General features: G+C 65.3%; 20 protein-coding genes. 10 read left to right on the top strand and 10 right to left on the bottom strand.

Annotated features, from left to right (window positions below):
* Window positions 1-37: 37 nt before the first annotated feature.
* The 3 genes from H3005_RS04985 (at window position 38) to H3005_RS04975 (ending at window position 6,479) form a co-directional block, all read left to right on the top strand.
* Complete coding sequence (locus H3005_RS04985; protein WP_191077679.1) at window positions 38-1,543, top strand: YifB family Mg chelatase-like AAA ATPase; 1,506 nt, start codon at window positions 38-40, stop codon at window positions 1,541-1,543.
* Between the two features lie 109 nt (window positions 1,544-1,652).
* Window positions 1,653-2,096 carry a hypothetical protein gene (locus H3005_RS04980; protein ID WP_133119703.1) on the top strand — a complete coding sequence of 148 codons (444 nt, stop codon included), beginning with the start codon at window positions 1,653-1,655 and terminating at the stop codon, window positions 2,094-2,096.
* A 36-nt stretch (window positions 2,097-2,132) separates the two neighbouring features.
* Window positions 2,133-6,479, top strand: coding sequence for an AAA domain-containing protein (locus H3005_RS04975; protein ID WP_191077678.1), 4,347 nt, complete (start codon window positions 2,133-2,135; stop codon window positions 6,477-6,479).
* 39 nt (window positions 6,480-6,518) lie between these two features.
* Here H3005_RS04975 and H3005_RS04970 read toward each other — a convergent pair whose 3' ends face one another.
* The gene (locus tag H3005_RS04970; protein WP_331273733.1) at window positions 6,519-6,827 is read right to left on the bottom strand and encodes a hypothetical protein; all 309 of its coding nucleotides are present in this window, start codon (window positions 6,825-6,827) and stop codon (window positions 6,519-6,521) included.
* 204 nt (window positions 6,828-7,031) lie between these two features.
* Window positions 7,032-9,347: a TonB-dependent receptor gene (locus tag H3005_RS04965; protein ID WP_191077676.1), complete on the bottom strand. Its 2,316-nt coding sequence runs from the start codon at window positions 9,345-9,347 to the stop codon at window positions 7,032-7,034.
* 403 nt (window positions 9,348-9,750) lie between these two features.
* Between H3005_RS04965 and H3005_RS04960 the strand changes: the two genes are divergently transcribed.
* On the top strand, window positions 9,751-11,646 hold the full coding sequence (locus tag H3005_RS04960) for a glycosyltransferase (RefSeq protein ID WP_165781010.1): 1,896 nt from the start codon (window positions 9,751-9,753) through the stop codon (window positions 11,644-11,646).
* A gap of 64 nt (window positions 11,647-11,710) precedes the next feature.
* Here the strand turns inward: H3005_RS04960 and yidA are convergent, their stop codons facing one another.
* Window positions 11,711-12,544, bottom strand: a complete 834-nt coding sequence (gene yidA / locus H3005_RS04955; RefSeq protein ID WP_191077675.1) for a sugar-phosphatase — start codon at window positions 12,542-12,544, stop codon at window positions 11,711-11,713.
* Window positions 12,545-12,715: 171 nt separating this feature from the next.
* Here yidA and H3005_RS04950 point away from each other — a divergent pair, with 171 nt between their 5' ends.
* Complete coding sequence (locus H3005_RS04950) at window positions 12,716-13,378, top strand: exopolysaccharide biosynthesis protein (protein WP_191077674.1); 663 nt, start codon at window positions 12,716-12,718, stop codon at window positions 13,376-13,378.
* Window positions 13,379-13,491: 113 nt separating this feature from the next.
* Here H3005_RS04950 and H3005_RS04945 read toward each other — a convergent pair whose 3' ends face one another.
* Together H3005_RS04945 and H3005_RS04940 are read right to left on the bottom strand one after the other, a co-directional pair.
* Entirely contained in the window at window positions 13,492-14,802 is a 1,311-nt protein-coding gene (locus H3005_RS04945; RefSeq protein WP_100553890.1) for a sorbosone dehydrogenase family protein, read from the bottom strand.
* A complete protein-coding gene (locus H3005_RS04940; RefSeq protein ID WP_191077673.1) occupies window positions 14,795-15,235 on the bottom strand; it encodes a DUF2231 domain-containing protein in 441 nt (146 codons plus the stop codon). The genes H3005_RS04945 and H3005_RS04940 overlap by 8 nt, the downstream gene beginning before the upstream one ends.
* Before the next feature lie 317 nt (window positions 15,236-15,552).
* Here H3005_RS04940 and H3005_RS04935 point away from each other — a divergent pair, with 317 nt between their 5' ends.
* Together H3005_RS04935 and H3005_RS04930 are read left to right on the top strand one after the other, a co-directional pair.
* Window positions 15,553-17,319: a S8 family serine peptidase gene (locus H3005_RS04935; RefSeq protein ID WP_191077672.1), complete on the top strand. Its 1,767-nt coding sequence runs from the start codon at window positions 15,553-15,555 to the stop codon at window positions 17,317-17,319.
* Window positions 17,319-17,900 carry a DNA breaking-rejoining protein gene (locus tag H3005_RS04930; RefSeq protein WP_180165140.1) on the top strand — a complete coding sequence of 194 codons (582 nt, stop codon included), beginning with the start codon at window positions 17,319-17,321 and terminating at the stop codon, window positions 17,898-17,900. The genes H3005_RS04935 and H3005_RS04930 overlap by 1 nt, the downstream gene beginning before the upstream one ends.
* A 127-nt stretch (window positions 17,901-18,027) precedes the next feature.
* Here the strand turns inward: H3005_RS04930 and H3005_RS04925 are convergent, their stop codons facing one another.
* The 5 genes from H3005_RS04925 to cyoA all read right to left on the bottom strand — a co-directional run bounded on the left by H3005_RS04925 (window position 18,028) and on the right by cyoA (window position 22,681).
* The gene (locus H3005_RS04925; RefSeq protein ID WP_100553895.1) at window positions 18,028-18,714 is read right to left on the bottom strand and encodes an SCO family protein; all 687 of its coding nucleotides are present in this window, start codon (window positions 18,712-18,714) and stop codon (window positions 18,028-18,030) included.
* Between the two features lie 113 nt (window positions 18,715-18,827).
* Window positions 18,828-19,160, bottom strand: coding sequence for a cytochrome o ubiquinol oxidase subunit IV (gene cyoD, locus H3005_RS04920; RefSeq protein WP_025877422.1), 333 nt, complete (start codon window positions 19,158-19,160; stop codon window positions 18,828-18,830).
* 1 nt (window position 19,161) lies between these two features.
* Window positions 19,162-19,797, bottom strand: a complete 636-nt coding sequence (gene cyoC / locus H3005_RS04915) for a cytochrome o ubiquinol oxidase subunit III (RefSeq protein WP_080149637.1) — start codon at window positions 19,795-19,797, stop codon at window positions 19,162-19,164.
* Window positions 19,794-21,770 (bottom strand): cytochrome o ubiquinol oxidase subunit I, encoded by a 1,977-nt coding sequence (gene cyoB / locus H3005_RS04910; RefSeq protein WP_191077671.1) that lies wholly within the window; start codon window positions 21,768-21,770, stop codon window positions 19,794-19,796. The genes cyoC and cyoB overlap by 4 nt, the downstream gene beginning before the upstream one ends.
* Before the next feature lie 5 nt (window positions 21,771-21,775).
* The gene (gene cyoA / locus H3005_RS04905) at window positions 21,776-22,681 is read right to left on the bottom strand and encodes a ubiquinol oxidase subunit II (protein ID WP_100553898.1); all 906 of its coding nucleotides are present in this window, start codon (window positions 22,679-22,681) and stop codon (window positions 21,776-21,778) included.
* 183 nt (window positions 22,682-22,864) lie between these two features.
* Between cyoA and H3005_RS04900 the strand changes: the two genes are divergently transcribed.
* The 3 genes from H3005_RS04900 (at window position 22,865) to H3005_RS04890 (ending at window position 25,215) form a co-directional block, all read left to right on the top strand.
* The gene (locus H3005_RS04900) at window positions 22,865-24,280 is read left to right on the top strand and encodes a PLP-dependent aminotransferase family protein (protein WP_191077670.1); all 1,416 of its coding nucleotides are present in this window, start codon (window positions 22,865-22,867) and stop codon (window positions 24,278-24,280) included.
* Between the two features lie 72 nt (window positions 24,281-24,352).
* The gene (locus H3005_RS04895; RefSeq protein ID WP_191077669.1) at window positions 24,353-24,613 is read left to right on the top strand and encodes a hypothetical protein; all 261 of its coding nucleotides are present in this window, start codon (window positions 24,353-24,355) and stop codon (window positions 24,611-24,613) included.
* Entirely contained in the window at window positions 24,613-25,215 is a 603-nt protein-coding gene (locus tag H3005_RS04890; protein ID WP_191077668.1) for a DUF6436 domain-containing protein, read from the top strand. The genes H3005_RS04895 and H3005_RS04890 overlap by 1 nt, the downstream gene beginning before the upstream one ends.
* Window positions 25,216-25,217 lie beyond the last annotated feature (2 nt).

Raw genomic sequence — 25,217 nt, 5'->3', positions numbered from 1 at the left:
ACCGCACCATCGAGAGTCTGTCCGCAGGAAACCACACATGAGCCTGGCGCTGGTCCACAGCCGTGCCCGCGCCGGGGTCGACGCCCCGCTGGTGCGCATCGAGGTACATCTCTCTGGCGGTCTGCCGGTTACCCAGATTGTCGGCCTGGCAGAGACCAGCGTGCGTGAGTCGCGCGAGCGCGTGCGTGCCGCCCTGCTCTGCGCGCGCTTCGATTTTCCGCAGCGGCGCATCACCTTGAACCTCGCCCCGGCCGACCTGCCCAAGGAAGGCGGACGCTACGATCTGGCGATTGCCTTGGGCATCCTCGCTGCCAGTGGCCAGGTCGATCCGCAGTCGCTGCTGCAGTACGAGTTCCTCGGCGAGCTGGGCCTGACCGGTGAGCTGCGCCCGGTGTCCGGCGCGCTGCCCGCCGCCATCGCCGCCGCCGAAGCTGGGCGCACCTTGATCGTGCCACCCGGCAACGCTGCCGAAGCTGCCCTCGCGCAGCATGCCGATGTGCGCGTGGCGCGCACTCTGTTGGAATGCTGTGCCGGGCTCGGGAATCCACGTTTGCTGCCGCAGGTGGAACGCGTCGACACCACACCACTGCCATTGCCGGATCTCGCCGACGTACGCGGGCAGGCGCTCGCGCGCCGGGCGTTGGAAGTGGCGGCGGCCGGTGGCCATCATCTATTGCTGATCGGCAGCCCGGGCTGCGGCAAGACCCTGCTGGCCTCGCGCCTGCCCAGCCTGTTGCCGGATTCCGAAGAGATCGATGCCCTGCAGTTGGCCGCCATTACCTCGGTCAGCGGCGAAGGGCTGGACCCGAAGCGCTGGCGACAGCGGCCGTTCCGGGCGCCGCACCACAGTGCGAGCGCGGCGGCGTTGGTGGGCGGCGGTAATCCGCCCTGCCCTGGCGAGATCTCGCTGGCGCATCACGGCGTGCTGTTTCTGGATGAGCTGCCCGAGTGGAACCGCAGTGCGCTGGAAACCCTGCGCGAGCCGCTGGAGTCGGGCCACATCCGCATTTCCCGCGCGGCGCGCAGCGTGGTCTATCCCGCGCGCTTCCAACTTGTGGCGGCGATGAACCCATGCCCCTGCGGCTGGGCCGGCGACCGCAGCAACCGCTGCCTGTGCAGCGACGAACGCATCACCCGCTACCGCGCACGAGTATCCGGCCCGTTGCTGGACCGCATCGACCTGCACATCAACGTGAGTCGCATGGATGCGGTGGAGCTGCGCGAGAGCACGCCGCTGGGCGAGCCCAGCGCCAGTGTTCGCTCGCGGGTGGAAGCGGCACATGCGCGGCAACAGTCGCGTGGTGGCCTCAACGCGCACCTGCCTCCTGCCGCCCTGCGTGCGTGCACGCGCTTGAGCGAAGCCGACCAGGACCTGCTGGAACAAGCCATCGAGCGCCTGCAGCTGTCGGCGCGGGCGATGCATCGCATCCTGCGCGTGGCACGCACCATTGCCGATCTTGCCGAAAGCGAGACCATCCGGACCGCGCACCTGGCCGAGGCCATCGGTTACCGGCAGCTGGACCGGGGCAAGCCAGGTGCATAGCACTCTGTTGCATGCACGAAGGAATCAGATTCATCTGATATCTGCCATGCCACCTGCGCCCTGACCATTTCCGCGAGCCCATACACAAGGAGACGCGGTTTTGCTCAGGATGCTCATCATGGGCGGGCAGGAGGCCGCCCGTCAGCGGATATCACGGACGATAGGACGGCGCGGCCTGATCCGCATGGAATCGATCTACAGCGTGGACAGCGGCCTGTCGGTGCTGGAATGGCGCAACTACGACCTGGTGGGAACGTTCCTGGCGGCCGGCCTCGGTACGCGCCTGCAGGAATCGTTCGTGCTGCGCGATGCGAAGGTGCAGCTGGTGCTGTTCGGCATGGGGCTGAGTGAGGAAGTCGCCAGTATCCGCCTGCGCCTGCGCGCGCAGGGTTTGCCGTCGCCGATTCTGGTCCGGACCGACTTTGACAGCTACGACGAGTCGCTGTTCTGGCGATCGCTGACGTCGCACATGATCCTGCCGTCGGTACTGGAGGGCACTGGCCCCCTCCCCGCCGTGGGCGACGCGTGCGACCATGCAGGGCCCAGTCCCTAGCGGTGCCTGCCCTGCCAGGTGCCCGCCCTGCCATACATGAGCACTCCCCAGCCGCCGCACCTGCCGACCTCCGATGCGTCCACCCCGCTGACACCTGCGGCAACCGGCGGCGGCGGGCATCTGGGTGAAGCGAAGATGCGCGAAATCGCGGTGCGGATCTCGCAGTACTTCCGCGATTTCCTTGAATCGGATTTCAAGCGCGCGCAGGCACCGCGGCGCCGCATCGTGCTGACCAGCGATTCCGGCTTCCGCGCGGGCATGCGCACCGCGCCGTATCCGGCGTTGGACAAGGAGCTGTGGAAGCTGCTCAGCCGGCCCTCCGGCGAGGAGCTTTCGTTCACCATCGGCCCGCGCAGCTATACCCGGCCGATCAGCGCGACGCTGCGCCGCATCGTCGAAGAGCAGGTCAACGCCATCACCGAGACCGCCATCGCCATGGTACGCGTGGCCGTGCTGGACAAGGCACGTGCCAGCATGGCCGGTGCACTGGAAGACCCGGAAGCCTGGGTGGAATCGGTGCAGGGCACCTTGGTGGATGCGATGTGCGTGCAGGTGGTGCGGCCGCTGATCGCGCATCTGGCCGGCCCACTGCAGGGCCAGGCGTACTGGGTGATGGATTCGCTGCACGCGGCTGAATCGGACCTGGTCACCCGCTCCGTTGTGGATCTGTACCAGACCCTGCCGGAGGTGCTGGCGCGCTTGCTGGCCACCGGCGACGAACTGCCGCTGCAGCAGGCTTGCGAGCACCAGCTGACCCGTGACGGGACGATCAGCGCGCTGATGGCGTTCTTCGAGAACTTCGTGGCGGCCGACGCCTTCCATGAGTTCCGCGACCTGGAAACCTATGTCGCCACCGGCGATGGCCTGCAGCTGTATCTCTACGTGGGCACGCTCAAGTACGCAGGCGTGCAGTACCCGGTGTTCTATCTGCCGCTGGACGTGGTGCGGGCCAAGGATGGGTCCGGTTACACCCTGACGCTCAGCAACCGCCTGTTCGCCAACCGGCGCGCGATCGACTTCGTGCTGCAGGAACTGGCCGTGGGCATGGCGCGCGAATGGGTGTCGCCGATCCAGGAGCGCATCCAGTACCTCGATCCGGCACAGAGCCTGTTCGAAGTGGCGGCATCGCTGTTCCGGCAGGTGGCCAACGCGGTGGATCTGGGCGGTGAGGTCTCGCTGTCCTCATCCGCCAGCGAGGCCTCTACCGCCACCGTGGCGCTGTCGCCTGCCCTGCACCTGGCTGCATTCGAGCGCGCCGACGAAGCGCTGCTGAATGATTTCGAGGAGATCATCGACCAGGCCCGCAATGGTGGGTCGAAGCTGGTGGATCTGTTCCACGGCATGGTGGAAGGCGTGCTGATGCGCAACCCCGAGCCGATCGGGGAACGGGTGGAATCGGCCTGGGATGCGCTGCCGCTGGTGGAGCGCATGGTGTTCGATTCGCCCATCCCGCTGAACGAGGAACAGCGCAAGATCCTGCTGGCGGTGCGCGAGCCGCAGGGGCGGATCGTGGTGGTCGAAGGCCCGCCCGGCACCGGCAAGTCGCACACCATCACCGCCATTGCCGCCGACTGTGCGTTCAACAAGAAGAGCTGCCTGGTGCTGTCGGACAAGACCGAAGCGCTGGACGTGGTGTACGACAAGCTGTCCGATGCGATGAGCCGGGTTCGCCACGATCGTGATTTCCCCAACCCGATTCTGCGGCTCGGCCAGCAGGCAGCCAACTTCAAGCGCCTGACCTCCACCGGCACCATCAGCCAGATTTCGGCCTTCGCCAAGGCCATGAAGGCCAACCAGCCCGCTCTTGAGAGCGAGCGCCAGGACACCGCACAGACCCTGCGGCAGGCCATCTCCAGCACCGTGCAGACGCTGGGGCGCGTCTCGCTTGCCGCCGTGAAGACCATGCACGAGCAGGAAGCGGAGCTGGGCGAACGCGCACCTGCGGTGTTGCAGCAGGTGCACGCGGTGATGGATGCCAACGTGCTGGCCGAGCTGGAAGCGGTGACTGCCCAGGCCGACGTGCTTGAGGCCTATCTTGCCGATCTGTTCGGCAGCACCGACTACACCCCGGCGTCGCTGGACGAGCGCATCCGCCGCGATGCGGTGACAACGGCCTTCCTTGCCGACCGACCGGTCGACGGCTGGGACCTGTTCGAGTCGTTGGATGCCGACCAGGTACGGCTGCTGGGCACGCTGCTGCTGCAATACCAGCAGCTGAAAATGCCGGTGCTGGGCTATCTGCTGCGCGGCAATGCGGTACGCGGGCTGGAACTGCAGCTCAACCAGCTGGGTACCACCCGGCCGCTGCTGCTCAAGCACGATGCCGCAGCGTTGCAGGCCATCGTGCAGGGTGCGAACGCGCTGCGCATGAAGCTGGAGGCCGAAGGCCTGGGCACGCAGCTACCGGCCAGCTATCGACAGATTGCCCACGGCACCGCGCCGGGACCGGGTGCAGCGGTTGCACGGCAGGCGATGACCCTGCTGGCGCGGCTCAATCCGGCCATCGTCGAGACCCTGCTGGCCGAGCCGAAGGACGACCCCTCGCTGTGGGCGCTGACCCTGCGCTTCCTGCAGGGCTGGATGGCCACGTGCAAGGCCTTCGTCGATGCGCCGCAATACGACTATGTGGGCACCAAGACCAAGCTGGAGCGCCTGAATACCTCGGTGATGAATGCCCACGTGGATGGGCGCCTGATCAGCTTCATGGACCATCACCGCGCCGACGCGCGGGCGTTGGCAGGCGTGATCGCCAACCGGCAGAAATTCCCGGTGGACAAGTTCGAGAGCGTGCGCGAGTCGTTCCCGGTGATGATCGCGAGCATCCGCGAGTTCGGCGAGTACATGCCGCTGGCACCGGACCTGTTCGACGTGCTGGTGATCGATGAAGGCTCGCAGGTGTCAGTGGCGCAGGCGCTGCCGGCGCTGCTGCGTGCGCGCAAGGTGGTGGTGCTGGGCGACTCCAAGCAGTTCTCCAACGTCAAGGCGGCCAACGCCAGCATCGCGCTGAACGACAAGTACCGCTCGGACCTGGTCAACTACTTCCGCGCCAACGTCAGCCAGCAGGCCGACGTGCTGGAACGCCTGGCCATGTTCGATGTGAAGCGCTCGGTGCTGGAATTCTGTTCGCTCTCGGCCTCGTACTCGGTGATGCTGCGCAAGCATTTCCGCAGCTATGCGGAACTGATTGGTTTCTCGTCCTCCACCTTCTACAACCACCAGCTGCAGGCACTGAAGATCCGCAGCCGGCCGCTGCAGGAGGTGATCCGCTTCAGCCAGGTCGATGCCAGCGGGCACCGCACCAGCCGCAGCACCAACGACGCGGAAGCGGCGTTCATTGCCGAGCGCCTGGTTGAACTGCTGGATACGGAGGCGCCGCCCACGGTGGGCATCATCACGCCGTTCCGCGAGCAGCAGACGCTGTTGTCCAAGGCGCTGTTCAATCATCCGCGCGGCCGCGAGTTCGAAGAGCGGCTTCGGCTGAAGGTGATGACGGTCGACTCCTGCCAGGGTGAGGAACGCGGGCTGATCTTCTATTCGATGGTGGCGACCGCCGGCCAGGACGCGCTGAACTACATCTTCCCGGTCAGCCTGAGCGGCGCGGTGGATGCGGTGGAGGACAAGCTGAAGGTGCAGCGCCTGAATGTCGGCTTCTCCCGTGCGCAGGAGGCGATCTGGTTCGTCCATTCGATGCCGGTCGATGCGTTCCGCGGTGCGATCGGCAATGCCCTGCGTTACTACGCCAGCCAGTTGGATCGCCCCGCGCCCGACGCCGCGCAGACCGACGCGCGCAGCCCGATGGAATCGAAGGTGCTGCAGTGGCTGCAGCAGACGCCGTTCGTGTTGGAACATGGCGATGCGGTCGAGATCATTCCGCAGTTCCCGGTGGGCGACTACCTGCGCCAGCTCGACCCGACCTACCAGCACCCGGCGTGGCGCGTGGACTTCCTGGTGACCGTGCAGACCGTGCGCGGCGCACTGCAGATCGTGATCGAGTACGACGGCTTCGAGTTCCATTTCCGCCGCGACAAGCCGGTGCATGTGGGCAACCACGAGCGCTATCTGGTGGAGGCCGATGTCGAGCGCCAGCTGACGCTGGAAAGCTACGGCTATCGCTTCCTGCGCATCAACCGCTTCAACCTCGGCAGCGACCCGGTGCAGACACTGTCCGACCGGCTCTATCGCCTGATTGAGGTGGCCGGCACGGAAATCCGCTCGGCAGCGGTCGATCAGGTGATCGAGCAGGTGCAGGGACTGGAGTCGAAGGAAAAGAAGGTCTGCAGCCGCTGCGGGCAGATCCGCAGCCAGGAGGAGTTCTTCGACCCTGACCTGCGTGCCGGTGCCGGCGGGGTGGGACGGATCTGCATGCCCTGCAAGGTCAGCTGACGGAGGCGGTGCCGCGCGTGGTGGGTGATGCGGGACGGATCAGGACCCCATCATGCGGAGGGGATCCTGGCCGCGTACCGCCACCGCCGCCAGCCGCCGGCTGACCAGCGCGTACAGTTCCTCCAGCTCGGCGGCGCGGTCGGCGGTCATGTTCGCGCCGAACAGCACGCGTGACAGCGCGAGCTTGTGGGTGTCGCCGGGATAGCGCGCCCGTGCCCGGTATACGGTCTGCAGCACAAGCCAGGCCAGGCGGAAGCCGCCCCCGGGCAGGGGCCGGACCACGCGGTCATAGACCTGCCAGAACTGGTACTCGGCCTCCAGGTCGACCGCCGGTGCCGCGAACGGCACCGGACGCGGACGTCCATGGACGCGTCTGCGGACCGGAGGGAAACGGGGGTTCTGCTGTGCCATGCGTACAGGATGACCCAGCAACATTGTGGGAACCTTGCGTTGGTGCCACGAAATCAGTGCAGATCGTGCAAACAGCGGATGGGGTCGGAGCCCTTTGCGTGGCAAAGGGATCCGACCCCGTTCCGGACCCCGTTTCGTATCTCAGAACGCCATCGACGTACTGAACATCACCTGCCGGGGTGCGCTGCGCTGCAGGGTCTGGTAATCCCCCGAGAACGACGAACCGGCGATGGTGGCGGTGCCGATGTTGTTGCGGTTGAACAGGTTGCTCACGTCCAGCCGCAGCTCCAGCCCCGGCACCAGGCTGTCCGGCCCCAGCTTGTAGGCCGTGTATGCGTTGACCTGCCAGAACGTCGGCACGCGGATGTCGTTTTCATAGGTGAAGGGCTGGCGCAGGTACGAGGTGCTGGTGGCACCGAAGCGCCAGCCGCCAAAGTGCGTGGACAGGTCGCTGACCAGCGACAGCTGCGGATAGCCCGGCTGTGCGTTGCCCTTGATCGGGTACACGGTATCGCCCACCACGAAATCGCTGTCGTAGTACGAGCGCGCCAGTGCGAGGCCCTGGTAGAACTGCAGATGATCGGTGAGGTCGGCGGTGATACCGAGGTCGGCGCCGATCACATGCATCTTCGGCATCAGCCGCACCGTATTGATCTGTGCGAACTGGGTGCCGACCGCCGCCGACAGCAGGCGGTTGCGGATGTCGTTGTAGAACACGTCCGCCGTCACCGTCAGCCGGTCGAAGCGATGGCTGGCGCCGACCGTCAGGTTCCAGTTCTTCTCCGGCCGCAGAGTGCCGGCCACGCGGTCGAACTCTTCCTGGTCGGTGATGGTCCAGGCCGATGCGGTGTAGCCGATGTTGCCGCGCTGGGCCACGCGATAGCCGTTCATGGTGTTGGCCAGGTCGATGAAGGCATCGGTCCGCTCGGTCGGGCTCCAGTACAGCGACACATGCGGCAGGAAGTTGCTCTTGGCGCGCAGCGTGCCGTTCACCGGCCGCTCCGGCGCGTCGCCGATCCCACCGCCGGTGGTGCTGAAGTCCACCGCCTTGAAGCCCAGCCCCAGCACCAGCGTGTCGGTGACAGCGTAGTTGTCATGCAGGTAGAACTGCCGTGAACGGGTCACCCAGCTGGATGCGTTGTCGGTCTGGAACTCCGGCCCGTACACATCGAACGGCCCGGTGGCCTTCAGTGGTTTGCCCTCCCCCAGCAGCGGCTGCTGGTACCACTCGGTCTTGGCGGCCGCCTTGCTCTTCTCCTGCCAGAAGCCGGTAGTGATGGTGTGCGCACCGGTCTCGAACTGCAGGTTGAACATGCCGCCCAAGCGATTGAGGTGCGGCGTCTGCACCTGTTCAGAGAAGGGCGCACCGTTGGGTGACGGCACGGTCGGGTCGGTCAAGGTGGCCTGGGTGTGGCTGTTGGCGTTGTACAGCTGCACGTTGCCGCTGAGCGCTGGCGTGATCTGGAAGCGGTGGTTGATCGACGCGACGCGGTCACGGGTCACCTGACCGGTGTCGTACGGAATCAGTTCGGACAGCTCACCGCACGTGTAGGCGCCGCAGGATTTGTCGGCGTTCTCCGGCGAGGCCACGTAGTACGCCCACGCATAGTCCGGATAGAAGCTGTCGGCCTTCCAGCCCAGCTTGCGGATCATGTCGAAGGAGATGTTGTTGTAGCCCCACACCGCGGCCTTGCTGTCGGACAGGAACACGGTGAAGTCACCCCATGCCACATCCTGCTGGGCCTTCAGGTCGCCGCGCAGGAACTTCTGCGTGCCGGCGCCCTGGTACTTGTCGGCCGACACGCGCTGCAGGTCGACCAGCAGCTTCGGGCCGTGCTCGCCCAGCTGGCCGCTCTGGCCCGAGACCGTGGTGACCAGGGTGTTGTTGCTGCCCACGCCCTGCTTGATGCGCAGGCTGGGTGTGTCCTGCAGTTCTGCCAGCCGGTACTCGAGGCTGCCGCCGTTGACGCTGCTCGAGAACACGCTGACCGGCGCGCCGCCCGGGCTGACCGTGATCGAGCCGATGCCATCGGGCACGCCGACGTTGACCACGCTGGTTCCGGTAAGCGAGAGGAAGCCGTTGTCGTTCAGCGGCACGCCTTCGAAGGTGATGCCCATTTCATTCATGCGGAAACCGCGTACGAACAGGCTGGTGGCGGAGATGTCGAGACCGAGGCCGTCGGTGGCGGTGTAGCTCGCGCCCGGCACGTTTTTCAGCATCGACAGGCCGTTGTTGCCCGACACCATCGCATCCAGGTCGGTGGCGTTGATGACGTAGCGGTTGGGGCCGACCACCTGGGTGGGGGCGACAGCGGCACCGCGCGGCGTGGCGATGACCTGCAGCGCGTTCAGGGTGGTGGGGGTCTCATGGGCGGCGTCGGTCGACTCGGCAGCGTGCAGTGGTGCAACGAGAGCGGTGCCGATCGCCAGGGCAAGAAGCGTAGGTGGAGTGTTCATGGCCAGATCCAGGGTGCAGGGGAAAGGTGGCGCAGGCGCACGCCCAGCGCGATGCAGCGCCGGTGTGCGGCGCGCTGGCTGGCGGCGATTGCGTTGAAGGAATGACGGCGCGGTGCGCGCCGGTCGGCAGCGGATGGAAGCGGTGATCTTCCGGGTGATGCGGCGGGATGATTTCGACGAGCGGAATTCTTGCACTGGATTCCCGCCTTCGCCATCGCGCGGTGGTACATCACATATGGCATCGGGCATATCGAACGTATACCCATGTATAGATTCGGCTCCAAGCCGCCTCAAGTTGCGCCCGCCCCGGCCGATAGCCCCATGCAGGGCTGCACGTCATGGGAAGTCAAATTCGACGGCAGTGCGTCAATCATCAAAACGCAGCACTGGCGAGGGTCACGGAATGACAACGATCGTATTTGTAGCAAGCCATCTACGCGCCAATCTCGGCGGCATCAACGTGCTGAATGCCGAGCTTCTTTCAGCACTTTCCCCTACGGCAGGACTGCATCTGCTCTGCCTTGTTCCAAGTGGTGCATGCGTTGACCCAGACTTGGCATCGACTGCCACGGCGGTTGCGCTGAGAAGCTCGGGTGAGGAATTCCTTGGAATCGCCGATGACGCAGATCTTGCGGTTGGAAAGCTGGCGGCCCATGGACAGGTGGATGCAGTGGTTGGGCATGATGTCGTGACCGGTGAACTTGCCTTGGAGATTGGAAAGCGGATCGGAGCAAGAACCATCCTGCTGCATCACATGGCATATGGAAGGTACAGCGCATTGATGCGCGACTCGCAGAACGCTCTTGGCAAAGAGAATCGACAGAATGATCTCTTTCCAAAGGCTGATCAGTGCTTCGGCATTGGCCCGATACTTGTGGACAGCCTGAAAGACATGCAGCGGGCATCGTCTTCGATGAAGCCACCCAAGTTGTTGCTGCCACCGCTTCTATCGATTGAACCGGCTGCCAATGCTCGAACCGCACCTCGAATTCTGTACTCCGGCCGGATTGAGGATGGCAACGACGCGGTCAAGCAGGCAGCGTTGGCTGCAAGGGCCATCGGACGCGCGCTTCGCGCCCCCGGTGCGCGCATGCGTGACGCCACTGTTGACATGTACGGCTTCGATCGCAACTCGCCCCAGATCGGCGAGTTCAAGACGATGATCAATGAGGAGGCGGGCTACGAGGTTCCGGTCAAATGCCTCGAGTTCGTCGATTCTCGCCGGCAGATGCTGTCGGTCGTCAAGAATGCGAGCCTGGTTCTCATGCCTTCGGTCCATGAGGGTTTCGGCCTCGTGGCGTGGGAGGCGATGTGCTGCTGCGTGCCGCTGATCGTTGCGGAGAACTCGGGCTTTTATCGATTCGTGCAAGAGTCAGGGCAGATCTCCAACCTTGAATCGCTTTCTTTCCTGGGCCATACCAGCGAAGCTGCCGTCCAAGAACAAGTAGCTGCCTTCGCGCGCTTGATTCGCAGCCTTGTCGAGCATCCGGAAGAAGCTCACGCCCGGGCGGTACGACTGCTCGCAGGCGTCCGCGAGCGCGGCGCAGTGGAAGCCTCTCATCTCGACTTCCTCAAGGCATGTGGCCATGTTGAGGGACGTAAAGGCAGCACAGCCTCGCAACCGGCTCCGCAGCCCCAGCACCTGAAAGCCACGCTGAGCGTCCACGTTGATATCGGTCTGGATAGCAATGATCAGGTCGAGTACCGTTGTAATACCAGCTTGCATGGCATCAGAAACGCGCTCCTGGCATTGCGTAGCGGCGCAGGAGACGTTGATTTTTCCATCGTATCCTCGTATCTGGACCGCCTTTCGGAGATGGCCGAGACGCATCCCGACAAGGATATGCGGGACGATGCCGCGATTCGCTTCGGGGCAGATAAGCCGAAAGTTGAAAGAACAGGCGAGCTTCTTGAACACGCGCTTGCCGTTCTTGCATCCGAGGAATTTTCCTTCCCTGGATTCCTTTCGGAAAACGACAGGGCGGATGCGTTCATCAAGCTGGTGGATAGCTATAACCTGAACTATCGACCAGAAGAAACCGTCCATCTCGACGCCGTGCGCTCAGATCCTGATTGTCATTTCAGCTTCCGGGTTCCGCTGGATTACATGGAAAACAAGGATTTCTACCACCCGCTTTTCACTGTGAACGACGGGGCCACACTGCTGGATGTATGGTTTGGTGACAGCAGTGGCATCGCATCGGCGTACCTGGCCGCAGGCCTGAAAAGGCAAGCAGACTACTCCGAGCCTTTGCAGCCACTGGGTTCACTCCACGAGTGGCGCATCGGCGCGCATTGACGCTGCAAACGTATGCAACCGGAGGGCGCTCCTGCAGGGAGCGTCCGTTGCGGATGGCCCTGGGTCATGCAAGCACATGCCGCTCAATCGCCTTGGCCACGCCTTCATCGGCGTTGGTCGCGGTCTCGAAACGCGCGGTCGCCTTCACCGCATCGATGGCATTCCCCATCGCCACGCTGGTACCGGCGTACTGCAGCATGGTCAGGTCGTTTTCCTGGTCGCCGATGGCCATCACGTTGGCGCGGTCGATGCCCAGGTGCTCGGCCAGCTTCTGCAGGCTCGGCCCCTTGCCGGCGCGGCGGTCGAACACTTCCAGGAAGAAGGGCGCGCTCTTCAGCACCGCGAAACGCTCGGTCAATGCGGTTGGCAGGCGCGCGATGGCGGCGTCCAGCACTTCTGGTTCGTCGATCATCATCAGCTTGATGAAGGACATGCCCGGGTCCATGTCGGCCACGCGGCGGTACGACAGTGGCATGCGCGAGAGATGCGAGTCGGCCACGGTGTAGATGCTGATGTCCTGGTTGGGCGTGTACATGCGCTGCGCGTCCAGTGCCTGGAAATGCACGCCGATCTCGCGGGCGACCTGTTCGCAGTACACGAAATCATCGAAGCTGAGCGGATACTCGACCACGGTTTCGCGCGGGCCGATGCGCTGCACCAGACCACCGTTGCAGGCGATGCAGTAGTCATCGTCGCCATCGATGCCAAGTTCATGCAGGAATGGCACCAGCCCCGGCACCGGGCGGCCACTGGTCAGTACAACATGCACGCCCAGCGCGCGCGCCTGGGCAATGGCCTGCTTCACCCGCGGGGTGAGCTTGTGGGCGGGATCCAGCAGGGTGCCATCCATATCGATGGCGACCAGTTCGATGGTCGATTTCCTGCGACCCATGTCCATCATCTTCAACCAGTGCGGGGGACGCCCATTTTAGGCCAGGCTGCGGGGCACTGCCGGCCTCATGCCCGGTTCACCTCCGCGCCGCGCCGGCCGGAGATACTCATGGGGCCTGTGCGTCCCCACCGCAGGACGGCCCTATCGACCGCCCTTCCCTGGACACTTCTTCGACGCATGACCTACCAAGCGCCCGACGCCAACGACACTGCCCCGCTTGCCCAGCAGATTGAAGACCTGATCGACGGCCTGCCCGGCGACCACATCCGTGTCGGCACGCTGCTGCATGCGCTGGGCGACGAGGGCCTGATGCTGGTGGTGATCCTGCTGTCGGCGATCTTCCTGATTCCGGTGTCGATTCCCGGGCTGAGCACGGTATTCGGTGCGTCCATCCTGCTGATCGGCCTGAGCCGCGTGCGCGATCGCCCGTTGTGGGTGCCGCAGCGGTTGGCCGACAAACAGATCGCCACCGACAAGCTGAAGGCCAACCTGGGCCGTGCCCTGAAGTGGGTGCACCGGATGGAGCGGCTGTCTCGGCCGATGCGGCTGGCAGCGATGGTGCGCTCGAAGAAGATGATGCGGCTGAACAACCTGGCGCTGGTGTTCGCCACGATCCTGCTGATGCTGCCGGCCGGGCCGATTCCCTTCAGCAACACGCTGTCGGCGCTGGCGCTGATGTCATTTGCGATCGGCTTCATCCAGCGCGATGGCGCCGCAGTGGCGGCCGGCTACGGCTTCGTGGTGGCGTCGGTGGTGTACTTCGGCGTACTGCTGGGCGGTGTAGGGTTTGCGGCCGAATCGGTGTTCAGTGGGCTGCGCACCGGGCCATCAGCGCTGTAGAGCCGAGCCCATGCTCGGCTGCTCTTCCATCTGGGCGTAGAAACCCCGCGCTGCGCACGTCAGCCGAGCATGGGCTCGGCTCTACAGAAAGCCTGCGATGCGCGGGTGGCCGGTTACTTCGCCGACACCCGCCACACCACGTCGCCCACATCGTCAGCGACCAGCAACGCACCCTCCGAATCGATGGCCATGCCTACCGGCGCGCCCATCAGCGTTTTCTCATCCTTGGACGCGAACCCGCTCACCACCGCTTCCGGGCGGCCGGCCGGCTTGCCGTCCTTGAACGGCACGTACACCACTTCGTAGCCGCTCAACGGCGAGCGGTCCCAGCTGCCGTGCTCGCCGATGAAGGCACCGCCGTGGTACTTTGCCGGCAACGCTTGGCCGGTGTAGAACAGCAGGCCCAGCGGTGCCACGTGCGAGCCGATGGCGAAGTCCGGGCGGATCGCCTTGGCCACCAGGTCCGGCCGCTGCGGCTGCACGCGCTCGTCCACGTGCTGGCCGTAGTAGCTGTAGGGCCAGCCGTAGAACCCATGCTCCTGCACCGAGGTGAGGTAATCCGGTACCAGGTCGGCACCGATCTCGTCGCGCTCGTTCACCACCGCCCACAGCTTGCCGGTGCTCGGCTCCCAGTCCAGGCCGGTGGGGTTGCGCAGGCCCGAGGCGTAGATGCGGCTGCCGCTGGTGGCCACGTCCACTTCCAGCACCACCGCGCGGCGGTACTCGACGGCCAGGCCGTTCTCGGTGATGTTGCTGTTGGAGCCCACGCCCACGTACAGCTTGCTGCCATCGCGGCTGGCCAGCAGTTCCTTGGTCCAGTGGTGGTTGATGGTGCTTGGCAGGTCGGTGAACTCGCTGCCCTTGTCGGACATGCGGGTTTCGCCGGGCACGTAGTGGTACTTCATGATGTTGCCGGTGTTGGCCACATACAGCGTGTCACCGATCAGCTGGATGCCGAACGGCGAGTGCAGGTTCTCGATGTACACATGCTGGGTCCAGGCGTTGGTACCCGGCGTGCGCCGCAGCAGGGTGACCCGGTTGCCGCCCTTGCCGGCCTTGCCCGAGCGCGCCTTCACCTTGCCGGCGATCCATTGCTTGGGCGTGGTGACCGGCTCTTCACCGGGGCCGTTGCCCTCCACTACCAGCACGTCGCCATTGGGCAGCGACAGCAGCCGGCGCGGATGCTGCAGGTTGGCGGCGATGCGCTCGATCTTCAGGCCGTCGGCCACCGACGGTGCCTGGCCCTCGGCCCAGCCCACGCCCTTGGGCACCTGCATCGGCGGCATCAGGTAGTTCTGCGGCGCGGGCAGCGGAGGTTGCGCACCGGACTGATCGGCCGGGTGGTACTCGGCCTTGCCGGCACACGCGGCCAACGCCAATGCCAGCGAGAGCACGCCCACGGCGGGCAGGATGCGCTTAGCCATGACGGGCTCCTTGCAGCACCGGCTGCTGCAGCGAAAGCAGGATGAAGCCGAGCGCGATCAGTGCCACCGTCAGCGCGGAAAGGATGGTGCCCGGTACGGCCGCCGCATAGGCGTCGCGGCTGTGCACGAAGGCGTTCCATATGGCCAGCACGATGGCGACCAGGTTGAGCAGGAAATCGAGGCGGTCGGTGCCGGTGGCGGTGCCGTTGCGGCGCCAGACCGCGAACAGGTTGATCAGCCGCGGCAGGATCGCGATCAGCAGGCCGAAGGTGATCAGCCACGCCGCCGACTTGCCCCACATCACTTCAGCGGTGTTGAGGTAGAGAATGTCGAAGATGAGGCCGGCCACGAAGAAGCCGAACGGTATCGGGTTCAACAGGCTGAAGAGTGTTGTGCCGAGGCCGCGGTGGGTCTGGGCGACGGGGTTGACCATGGTCGTGCTCCGTACGGGGAAGGGCTGCACGGGCTGTAGTAGCACAGGGGGGTGGGAGGGGGTGCGATGACCTCGTAGATCCACACCATGCGTGGATGCCTGGTGCCAACCAAGGTTGGCAACTACCGAAGCTCAGGCCAGAGCGGCGCAGTGGTGATTACCAGGCGGCATAAGTGTTTGTGACGCATTTGGCACATCAGCACATTGGCTGCGTGAAGAGGTAGGGAGTTGTTCGTTGTGTCGCGTTTGGCTCGTTGCGATGGGGCAGATCCGCCCCGCCGTCCTGCCATGCCGATTCACAACAGAAGGATTCGTGTATGAAGCGACACACGCAACGCTCCGCGCCACCGCGCTCTGCGCGCCTGGCCCTGGCCACTGCCCTGGTACTGGGCAGCCTGGCCCTTACCGCCCAGGCACAACAGGCTGATCCGCTGGCCGGTCGACAATGGCATCTGCTCAACACCGGGCAAGCGGTGCTGGGCGATACCCTGCCCGTGGCCGGCAACGATCTCAACGTGGATGGGCTGTTCCGCAATGGCATCCGCGGTCAGGGCGTCACCATCGCGATCGTCGATGACGGCCTGCAGATCGCCCACCCGGACCTGGCGGCCAACGTGGCGGCGGTGGCGGGCAAGAACTTCGCCAACGGCAGCAACAACCCTTCGCCGTCCGACCCCAACAGGGACAACCACGGCACGATGGTCGGCGGCATCGCCGGCGCGGTCGGTGCCAACGGCGTGGGCGTCCGCGGCGTTGCGCCCGCCGCCACGCTGAAGGGCTTCAACGTGCTGGCCTCGGATGCAGGGGGTAACCAGCTGAGCAATATCGAGTACTCGTGGTGGGATGGTGCCGAGTCGGCCGATGTGCAGGTGTTCAACAACAGCTGGGGCGCCGGTCCCAGCAACCCCAACCTGCCGTTCGCCTTCAGCCAGAACGACGTGGCATCCAATGAGCAGGCCCTGTCCGGCACGCGTGGCGGCCGCGGCGGCATCTACGTAAAGGCGGCGGGCAACAACTTCGACAACGCCGCGATCAACCAGTTCCAGGACGTCTGCACCGCCGACACCAGGAACCGCAGAACCGGCTGCGTGCCGGCCGGCCGCGATCCACGCAACAACCTGTTCAACGTGATCACCGTGGCGGCAGTACGCGCCGACGGCGTGCGTTCGTCGTACTCGTCCACCGGTTCGGCGCTTTGGGTGTCCGGCTTTGGTGGCGAGAACGGCTGGCAGCGGCAGTACGTGCCGAACCAGTTGGCGGTTCGCTACGATCCGGCCATCCTCACCACCGACGTGACCGGCTGCGCGCAGGGCAGCAACACCAATGCCCAGCGTTACAACGCGCTGGACAGCAACCTGTCGGCCCTCGACAGCACCTGCAACTACACCGGCAGGATGAACGGCACCTCGGCAGCGACGCCGATGGTGTCGGGCGTGGCGGCGCTGGTGCTGGAAGCGAATCCGAACCTGTCCTACCGCGATGTGAAATACATCCTGGCCACTACCGCCACGCGCAATCATCCCAACCAGCCGGCGGTGACGCTGGCCGACGGGCGCACGCTGGTGCCGGGCTGGACGGTGAACGCCGCCAACCGCGCGTACAGCAACTGGTACGGCTTCGGTGTGGTCAATGCGGCGCGTGCCGTGCAGGTAGCGGAGAACTTCCAGTCGCTGGGCCCGCTGGTCGACACCGGCTGGCGCACTACCACGCGCACCGTTGCCATCGGCAACACCACCAACGCGGCTGCGCGGCTGACCTTCCAGGTAGCCAATGGTGCACGCAACATCGAATCGGTGCAGCTGGGCTTCCGGGTGAACCACAGCAACACCCGCCAGCTGCAGTTCGTGCTGGTTTCGCCCAGTGGCACGCGTAGCGTGGTGCAGCCGGCGTTTACCGCCATCGGCTCGGGTACGGGGGGCGTGCAGCGCAACTTCACCAACTGGGATCTGCTGTCCAGCAATGCCTTCCTGGATGAGAACGCCACCGGCACCTGGACGCTGGAAGTAACCGACATGGGGCAGGCCGCAAACGCTGCATCGCGCGGCAACCTCGAATTCTTCAAGATCCGCGTTCTGGGGCACTGATGATGAAGACGACCATTCTGTTGAGCACGCTCGCCTTCGCGGCGATGACCTCCCCTGCCTGGGCACAGAGCTCGGGGCAGACCCCACCGGCCCGGAGCCTGTCCACCGTGGATGCGCAGGAACTGAAAGCTTCCGCTACCGGCCGTTCGTTCGATGTGGGCGGCGCGCGTTTCCAGCTGTCTCCTTCGACCACCGTGAAGCAGGCCGCAGGCGGTCAGTTCACGATCACCCCGCAGGCGGCGGCGACCACGACCAGCGCGCGCAGCAAGCGTTCGCTGGATGGTGCAGCAGCAGGCGGCGCTGATGCCGGTGCCGGCAAGTTCGCGGCGGCGGTATCCAATGATGGTGCGCCGGTGGTGGCGACCTCACGGGTGAAGGTGTTCTTCACCGATGCGGCCTCGGCCCAGCGTGCGGCCACCGCCACCGGCGGCACCGTGGTGAAGGTGTCCAAGGCCGCGGGCCGCGCGATTGTGGAGTACCCGTCGGTGAACGCGGCGCTGGATGCGACCACCAAGCTGCTGTCGACCGCCGGCATCAAGGCTGCCGAGCCGGACGTGGTGCAGTGGGAAGAAACCAAGTAAGGCGTTGAGTGGTGCCCCTGGCCGGTTGGCTCTCCTGGCCGGCCGGGGGATTGGCGCATGTGTGATCGTGTCGACCAAGGTCGACACCCACCGGAGCGGGCATCACCCACCGGAGCGGACGCGTCGCTCAGCGGGCGGCGAGGCTGGTATTGTGCGGCAGCTTGCACGCGGCCAGTGCTTCGCTGCCGGCGGCCGGATGTTCCGGCTCCAGCAACAGCCGCTGCACGTCCGAGAACAGCTGTTCCACCGGCATGCCATAGGGGGCGAACAGGCGCAGGCGGCCCTGTCGGTCGAACACGTAGCCGCCGGCGATGTGGCTCATCGTGTAGGTGTCCGGCAGCTGGCCGGGCTCCTTCTCATAGAACGCCTTGAAGTCACTGGCCATCGCCGAGAGCTGCGCCTCATCGCCCACCAGCGCGATCGCCTTCGGATCGAACGCGTGCACGTAGGTGTGTGCGACTTCGGGGGTGTCGCGCGCCGGGTCCACGCTGACGAACACCACCTGCAGCTGGTCGGCATCCTTGCCCATCAGGTGCTTGACCTGGCTCAGTTCGACCATGGTGGTCGGGCACACGTCGGGGCAGCTGGTGAAGCCGAAGAACAGGTAGGTCACCTGCCCCTGCAGGTCCTTCGGGCCACGCAGGGTGCCGGCGCTGTCGGGCATGGTCCAGTGCTGGCCCAGCTCCTCGCAGGCGATGTCCTTGGAATAGAAATCCATGCGCGACTGCGCGCTGCAGCCGGCCAGCAGGCCGAGTGCCAGGCCTGCGGCAAGCAGCGGCAGGCGAAGGGAACGAACAACGGAAGCAACACGCATCACGGGTACCACCAACACGAGGTGGGCGCGGTCTCGGTCAGGCCTGCCCTGGGGGAGAGAGGGCTGAGGTGCCAGGGCGATCGTGCATTCCATGCCGATCGCCCCGGCCACGGTCAGTTGATCATCATGTGGTAGTGCATGCTCCAGATGATCCAGATCGACAATGCGACCACGATGAACAGGATCACCAGGGTGAACACGAAGCTGGCGAGGTTCCAGCCACCTTCGGACTTGCGGTCCATGTGCAGGAAATACACCAGCTGCACCAGGATCTGCGCGACGGCGAAGCCGACCAGCAGGAACAGCGTGACCGGCCGCGACAGCACCGGGTTCATCACCAGCGCGAACGGCACCACCGTCAGCAGCGCGCACAGCACGAAGCCGATCAGGTAGGACTTGGTGGAACCGTGCGCATTGCCGGCGCGCGAGGTTTCGACGTGGGCCATGTCAGAAGGCTCCGATCAGGTAGACGAAGGTGAAGACGCAGATCCACACCAGGTCCAGGAAGTGCCAGAACAGGCTCAGGCAGGACACGCGGGTGATGTTGGTCGGGGTCAGGCCACGGCGATACACCTGGTGCATCACCACCGCCATCCAGATCAGGCCGCTGGCCACGTGCAGGCCGTGGGTGGCGACCAGGGCGAAGAACGCCGACAGGTAGGCACTGGTGCTGGGGCCGGCACCTTCATGGATCAGGTGCGAGAACTCGTACAGCTCCATGCCGATGAACGAGGCACCGAGCACGAAGGTCACGCCCAGCCAGCGCAGCACCGCGGCCTTGTCCAGGCGGTGCATGGCCAGCACGGCCTGGCCGTAGGTGATGCTGGACACCAGCAGGATGAAGGTCTCGGCCATCACGAACGGCAGCGAGAACAGCTCCTTGCCGGTGGGGCCGCCGGCGTAGGCGGTGCTGAGCACCGCGTACGAGGCGAACAGCGAGCCGAACAGCACCAGGTCGGACATGAGGTAGACCCACATGCCGAACACTTTCATGCCGCCCTGTTCGTGGGCATGGTCATGCTCATGGTGGTCGTCGTGGACCAGCGCGTCGCTGTCCAGTTGCGGACGGGTCAACAGGTTCATGCGCGTGCCTCCTGCAGCTTGGCGTGGTTGGCCGCTTCGGTACGCGCCACCTCCTCGGAGCTGACGTAGTAATCCACGTCCTCGTTGTAGGAGCGCGCGATCAGGGTGACGATCATCGCGATGAAGCTGGCACCGGCCATCCACCAGATGTGCCAGACCAGGGCGAAGCACAGCACCAGGATCCAGACATTGAGGATCAACGGCACGCCGGTGTTCTTCGGCATGTGGATCGGCGCGTACTTCTTCGGTGGCGGCGGCAGGCCGCGCTTCTTCGCTTCGTGGAAGGCATCCAGCTCATCGGCCTTGGGCACCACGGCGAAGTTGTAGAACGGCGGCGGCGACGGCGTGGCCCATTCCAGCGTACGTGCATTCCACGGGTCGCCGGTGAGGTCGAGGTTGCGCTTGCGGTCGCGCACGCTGACGTAGATCTGCACCAGCATCAGGATGATGCCCGCGAACACGAACAGCGCACCGATGAACGCAGCGATCAGGTACGGCGTCCACGCCGGGTTGTCGTACTGGTTCATGCGCCGGGTCATGCCCATGAAGCCGAGCATGTACAGCGGCATGAAGGCCAGGTAGAAGCCGATCACCCAGCAGGCAAAGGACCACTTGCCCAGACGCTCGTTGAGAGTGAAACCGAACACCTTCGGGAACCAGTAGACGAAGCCGGCCAGGTAGCCGAACAGCGCGCCGCCGATGATGGTGTTGTGGAAGTGGGCGACCAGGAACAGGCTGTTGTGCAGCAGGAAGTCCGCGCCCGGGATGGCCAGCAGCACGCCGGTCATGCCACCGATGGTGAAGGTGACCAGGAAGGCGATGGTCCACAGCATCGGCACGCTGAACTCCACGCGGCCGCCGTACATGGTGAACAGCCAGGTAAAGATCTTCACGCCGGTGGGGATGGCGATGATCATCGTCATGATGCCGAAGAAGGCATTGACGCTGGCGCCGGAACCCATGGTGAAGAAGTGGTGCAGCCACACGATGAAGGACAGGATGCCGATCGCCAGGGTAGCGCCGACCATCGACTTGTAGCCGAACAGCTTCTTGCGCGAGAACGTAGCGGTCACTTCAGAGAAGATGCCGAACGCCGGCAGCACCAGGATGTACACCTCCGGGTGGCCCCAGGCCCACACCAGGTTCACGTACATCATCGGGTTGCCACCCAATGTGTTGGTGTAGAAGTTGAAGTCCAGGTAGCGGTCCAAGGTGAGTGCACCCAGGGCCACGGTCAGGATCGGGAAGGCGGCGATGATGATCACGCTGGTGACCAGCACGGTCCAGGTGAACACCGGCATCTTCATCAACGTCATGCCCGGCGCACGCATGCGCAGGATGGTGATGAACAGGTTGACGCCGGTCAGCAACGTACCGATGCCGGACGCCTGCAACGCCCAGATGTAGTAATCGACACCCACGCCTGGACTGAACTCGATGCCCGACAGCGGCGGATAGGCGACCCAGCCGGTCATGGCGAACTCGCCAACACCCAGCGAGATCATCATCAGCGCAGCGCCGACCACGAAGATCCAGAAGCTGAAAGCATTGAGGAACGGGAACGCCATGTCCCGCGCGCCGATCTGCAACGGCACGATGATGTTCATCAGGCCGACCACGAACGGGGTGGCCACGAAGAAGATCATGATCACGCCGTGCGCGGTGAAGATCTGGTCGTAGTGCTCCGGTGGCAGGAAGCCATCACTGCCCGGCCCGGCCGCCGCCAGCTGTGCGCGCATCATCAGCGCATCGGCGAAGCCACGCACCAGCATGACCAGCGCGACGACCACGTACATGATGCCGATCTTCTTGTGGTCCACGGTGGTGAACCAGTCGCGCCAGAGCACGCCCCACAGCTTGAAATACGTCACCGCGCCGAGCAGCGCGAGGCCGCCCAGGACCATGGCCGCCAGCGTGACCACCACGATCGGCTCGTGCAGCGGCACGGCCTCCCACGTCAATTTACCCAACATGTTCGTTACTCCTGGGAAACCTGGGCACCGGCGGCCGTACCGGCCGGGGCCGCAGCAGCGGTGTTCTCACCGACGCCGATGAACTGGTCGATGACTTTCTTGAACAGCAGCGGTTCAACGCTGGAGAAGTGCTGCACCGGCGCATTCTTCGACGGTGCGGCCAGCGCCTTGAACTGTTCGAAGCTGAGCGCATCCGGCGCGCTGCGCACCTCGGCCACCCAGCGATCGAAGTCTTCGTTGCTGCTGGCGGTGGCGATGAACTTCATGTTCGAGAAACCATGGCCGCTGTAGTTGCCGGACATGCCACGGAACTGGCCGGGCTCGTTGGCGATCAGGTGCAGCTGCGTGCGCATGCCGGCCATCGCGTAGATCTGCCCACCCAGCTGCGGGATGAAGAAGGTGTTCATCGTCGAGTTGGAGGTGATGTTGAACGCCAGCGCGCGGTTGGCCGGGAAGTTGAGCTGGTTGACCGTGGCGATGCCCAGGTCCGGGTATACGAACACCCACTTCCAGTCGGTGGCGATCACGTCCACGTGCAGTGGCTCGCCGGCCACGTCCAGCGGCTTGTACGGATCCAGCTCGTGGGTGGACTGCCACACGATCACCGCCAGCACCGCGATGATGATCAACGGCACGCCCCAGACCACCACTTCCACCTTGGTGGAGTGCGACCAGTCCGGCGTGTACTTCGCTTTGGTATTACCGGCGCGGAAGCGCCAGGCGAACACGAAGGTCAGCACGATGGCCGGCACGACGACGATCAGCATCAGGCCGATGCAGATCAGGATCAGGTCGCGTTGGGCGATCCCGACCATGCCTTTCGAATCCAGCAGCACCCAATCGCAGCCCGTCAGGGCGATGCAGGCCAGGGCGACCAGCGCCAGGCGGATGCGGTTCCAGCAGATATTCATTGGAGGTCAACCCTGTTGAAGATGCGCGCTTGACCGGCTCGCCTGCGCGCAGCGCCCGGGCGTGGAGCGGCTACACTGTGGGTACGAGGTCGCCTACAAGCAGGCGAACCACTCCAATCAAGCCCATACAAGATACAGCATTGTATGGACTTGTGCATCTGCACGTATGGAAAAATCCGACCGATGACGCCTCCTGCTGCCGGCCGCCGCCTGAAACACCCCAACCGGACCTGGGTTCGCCCCTTCCGTGAGGGCGCAGGACCGCTGTACCTGCAGATCGCCCAGCAGGTGCGCGAGGCGGTGGACGATGGCGTGCTGCGCCCGGGCGACCGCCTGCCACCGCAGCGCGATCTGGCCCAGCAGGTGGGCGTGGACCTGACCACGGTCACCCGCGCCTTCGCCGAACTGCGCCAAGCCGGGCTGCTGGACGCACAGGGCGCCGGCGGCACCTTCATCGCGATGTCCGCGGGCAACCGCAGCACCTCGGTCGACCTGAGCATGAACATCCCGCCGCTGCTGGGCAGCGCGCCGTTCGCACAGGGCATGGAGGCCGGTTTCCAGCACCTGGGCCAGCAGCTGGGCCAAGGCGAGCTGATGAGCTACCACGTCGGCGCCGGCAGCCGCGACGACCGCGCTGCGGCCGTGCAATGGCTGGCGCCGATCCTCGGCCCGGTGGGCGCCGAGCGGGTGGTGATCTGCCCCGGTGCGCAGACCGCGCTGTGCGCGCTGATCCTGGCCCGCACCCAGCCGGGCGAACTGATCGCCGCCGAACAGCTGACCTACCCTGGCCTGCTGGCCGCTGCGCGCGTACTGCAGCGGGGCGTGGTGCCGGTGGCGATGGACGCCGAAGGCATGCTGCCCGATGCGCTGGAAGAGGCCTGCCAGCTGCGCCGGCCGCGCCTGCTGTATCTGGTGCCGACCATCCAGAACCCGACCACGGCAACGATGTCGGCGCAGCGCCGGCAGGCCCTGCTGGCGGTCGCGCGGCGGCACGAACTGACCGTGGTCGAGGACGATCCCTACTGGCTGCTGGCCGGCGATGCCGCCCCGCCACTGGCCGCGCTGGCCGACGCTGGCTGCCCCGTCTACTACATCTCCACCCTGTCCAAGTGCCTGGCCCCCGGCCTGCGCACTGCCTACCTGGTGGTGCCGGCCGGCCAGCCGATGGAGCCGGTGCTGGACGCCCTGCGCGCGATCGCGCTGATGCCCACCCAGTCGATGGTGGCCGTGGCCTCGCACTGGATCCGCACCGGCCAGGCGCAGGCGATGGTGCAGCGCTTCCAGCAGGAACTGCGCGAGCGCCAGGCCATCGCCGCCCGCTACCTGCCCGCCCGCCGCCAGGCCCATCCGGCCGGCCTGCATGTATGGCTGCCATTGCCGCCGCGGTTGGACCAGTACCGCTTGATCCAGGCCGCGCAGGAACAGGGCCTGGGCATTGCCAGCTCGGATGCCTTCAGTGTGGAAGAACCGCCACCGGGCAACGCCATCCGCCTGTCGCTGGGCGGGGCCGTGGACCAGGAGGCCTTGGCCGGGGCGCTGGCCAAGCTGAACGAGATCCTGTCCGAGGCGCCCGACGCGCGGCATTCGGCGATCGTCTGAACCACCCCGCAAGCCATAACCATACAAGATGATATCTTGTATGTAATGTATGGACCGAGGGACGTGCCGCCGATGGCCGCCGACAAAGTGAAGTTCCACCTGGTGATGGCCGGCTGCGGCGGCTTCGTCGTGCTGATGCTGGCTGCCCTGGCCTGGGTCTGCCTGCAACCGCAGACCGTGGATGTGCAGGCCGCCGAGCGCCACGCCATCGAACAGTGCCTGCAACGCAGCGAGGACGCGGCGCGCAGCGAGATCCAGCGCCGCGCCCAGGCCGATTCCTGCCGCGAGATGCGCAAGCAGTACGTGCACAAGTTCGGCGAGGACGGCTCCTGATGGGCGCAGCCGCGCCGCGCCCACGCCGTTCGATGCTGCCGGTGATGATCGCCCTCGCCTGCCTGTTCATGGCCGGCGTGGCGGCGGCCCTGTGGCAGTACTTCGGCTATGGCGAGCAGTCCACGTTCGCCGAACAGGCCATCGTCTTCGATGACTCGCAGCTGCGGTTGCCAGCGGAACTGGCCGGCGACACCGGCCGCATCCGCGTGGTGCATTTCTGGGACCCGGCGTGTGGCGTATGCAACCGCGAAACCGGTGCGCACCTCAGCTACCTGATCAGCATGTACCGCCGCGCCGGCATCGACTTCTATGCGATCCGTCGCCCCGGCGCCCAAGGTGAACTACCCGAGCCGCTGCGCAACAAGGTGATCAACCTGCCCACCATTGACGGCATCGAGAACATTCCGGCCAGCCCGGCGGTGGCGATCTGGGACCGCACCGGGCACCTGGCGTACGCCGGCCCGTACAGCATCGGCATGGTCTGCAATTCGGCCAACAGCTTCGTCGAACCGCTGCTGGACAAACTGGTGCGCGGGGAAACCGTGCGCCCGAAAGGACTGCTTGCCGTGGGCTGCTACTGCCCGTGGCAGGCCAAGCGCTGAGG

Source organism: Stenotrophomonas sp. Br8, assembly GCF_014763005.1.
GTDB classification, from domain to species: Bacteria; Pseudomonadota; Gammaproteobacteria; order Xanthomonadales; family Xanthomonadaceae; genus Stenotrophomonas; species Stenotrophomonas lactitubi.
This window is presented reverse-complemented; position numbering and strand designations above follow the sequence as displayed.